General features: G+C 59.4%; 3 protein-coding genes. 1 reads left to right on the top strand and 2 read right to left on the bottom strand.

Features of this window, described 5'->3' with window-relative positions; translation table 11 throughout:
* On the top strand, nt 1–184 hold a 184-nt coding region (locus ACMWKK_RS25980; protein WP_406542963.1), incomplete at its 5' end, for a hypothetical protein.
* A gap of 518 nt (nt 185–702) precedes the next feature.
* On the opposite strand, the gene ACMWKK_RS25975 is transcribed toward ACMWKK_RS25980, so the two are convergent.
* A complete protein-coding gene (locus ACMWKK_RS25975) occupies nt 703–1,038 on the bottom strand; it encodes a hypothetical protein (RefSeq protein ID WP_023345479.1) in 336 nt (111 codons plus the stop codon).
* A 42-nt stretch (nt 1,039–1,080) separates the two neighbouring features.
* Complete coding sequence (locus ACMWKK_RS25970; protein ID WP_047028264.1) at nt 1,081–1,872, bottom strand: N-6 DNA methylase; 792 nt, start codon at nt 1,870–1,872, stop codon at nt 1,081–1,083.
* Nucleotides 1,873–1,903 lie beyond the last annotated feature (31 nt).

The raw sequence follows: 1,903 nt of genomic DNA, 5'->3' as shown, positions 1-1,903 counted from the left end.
ACGTTTCGTGTGTGCATCCTGGTTTTCTCCTGTGGTGATGGTTGTCCATCTCCCTGGTGAGTTCTCTCGCGGCAAAGGGCAAAGGAGCAACGGCAGGGCGGCAGGAGAAGGGCGCAGACGAAAGTTTTTGCGGCACGCAAAAAGTTTTGGCGGAGTGCATTTCACCCTTCGGATGACGAACTGACGGTGCTACGACAAGCCCTCCGCGTGAGGACGCACGGGGGATGGCCTCACCAGGGGAACAGGATGCACGCACCCGACACGGCGGAACGGCGTGGCGGCCTTAAAGCGACGGCATCAGCCGGCGCGGTGAAGGCGTTCCGGACGGCACGGCCGGAGAAGCCGCAGCCTTTGACCTTCGCCATCAGACCCTAGCGTCAGCCCGAAACCCGCAGGGGTTCGGCGGAGCCCGGCGGGTGCGCAGCGGCCGCCCTGGCGGAGTGGGGCTCGACGACCGGACAGCAGTGCTGGCCGGGAGCCGAAGGGGGCCATCGCCCTGCCCTGTTTTCGGGTTATGGCCACGGAGCTGCAGCTGAGGAAGTTAACCAGCAGGACGCCGGTTATGATCGCAGGTAAGGAGAGACGCACTGCAACGGGGAAAGGCAGGAGCGCCGGAGGCGCTTTCGCCCTCCCCGTTTCCCCGAAGGGGAAGCATTTTTTTGCGGTTGCCCCGATGATATGCACCGGGGCAAGGATTTCCGATCAGATCGGTTCTTCGCTATCACCTCCGTTTTCCTGCTCATAGTGCATCATGGCCATGTTCAGCAGGGCATTAAATCCCTCGATGCCAGCCCCGTCCGGCTCGCACTGTTCGCACAGGTGCAGCAGATTGGCCAGAAAATCCGTGATAACAGTTTGCACGCTTTCGCTTTCCCTGTTCAGCCCGGTTTTACGGGCAAATTTCCAGAGCACATCGGCAGCCAGCGCGGCGTGATCATCGTTGCTGCGGATTTTTAGCGGTTCAGGCTGACCATTAAGGCGTTCTGCCATCGTCTCCAGCACGGTCGCCGGAACAGCGTTCAGTGTGTTGCTTGTCATTTTCTCTCTCCCTGCGGCAGGTCTGCCCTGCCGCTCTGTCAGTCAGGCGGCCACGGTGGCCAGAAAGTTTTTCATAGCTTCGAAACGGCTGCGGAACGCCAGACGTCCCTGCCAGTCATTGAAGTAATAAACGGGGGTATAACGCACGCGATTTGCTTTCAGGGTCAGCGTATTACCGGTCACGACTTTCGCGGGTATACCCAGCAGTGACAGCTGGATAAAGGCCATATCAGCCACCATCTGATCGATATCTGTGCAGGTGGCATACAGCTGTTCTGACGGGTTATATCCCGCTTCAGCCATCCAGTATGCAAAGGCAATGACCATTCCGGCGCTACCACAGGCAGGCTCATCAAGCGTCATCCACCCCTCACGCTTTATCGTCTCCTGAGCGCCGGGCATGAGTAGTCCGGCCATCAGGCGGGAGATGCAGGACGGGGAGAAATACTGCCCCATTTCGTCCGCGCCCAGCTCCTGCTCCATATACAGAGCGCCGAGGAAATCATGAATTTCACCCGCCAGCCCCTCCACCAACAGGCAGAACAGCTGCTTCATGGCGTCCAGATCGTCCAGCTGATACCGTTCGCAGATGCGACGGCTGTTTTCGATGTTCTCCGGCGAGCGAATACGAGCCATATCCAGCTCGCTGGCTGCCAGGGTGATGAAGTCGCGGAACACTTCGGAACGACGCATATTTTTCGCCGTCTGACGGAAGACACTGGCGAACTCTTTACGCGCCTCAGCTGGCGACAGCATCCGGGCAGGCGCAGAACCCTGCGGCTGCGGATCAATCTGGTCTGCCAGGAACAGGGATTCAAAACTCAGTTGTGACATGGTTTCTCCTTACCGGCCGCCCGCGGGCGGC

The sequence above is a fragment of the Enterobacter sp. 01-M-03-SI-ECC genome, from assembly GCF_047530215.1.
In the GTDB taxonomy this organism is placed as follows: domain Bacteria; phylum Pseudomonadota; class Gammaproteobacteria; order Enterobacterales; family Enterobacteriaceae; genus Enterobacter; species Enterobacter chengduensis.
This window is presented reverse-complemented; position numbering and strand designations above follow the sequence as displayed.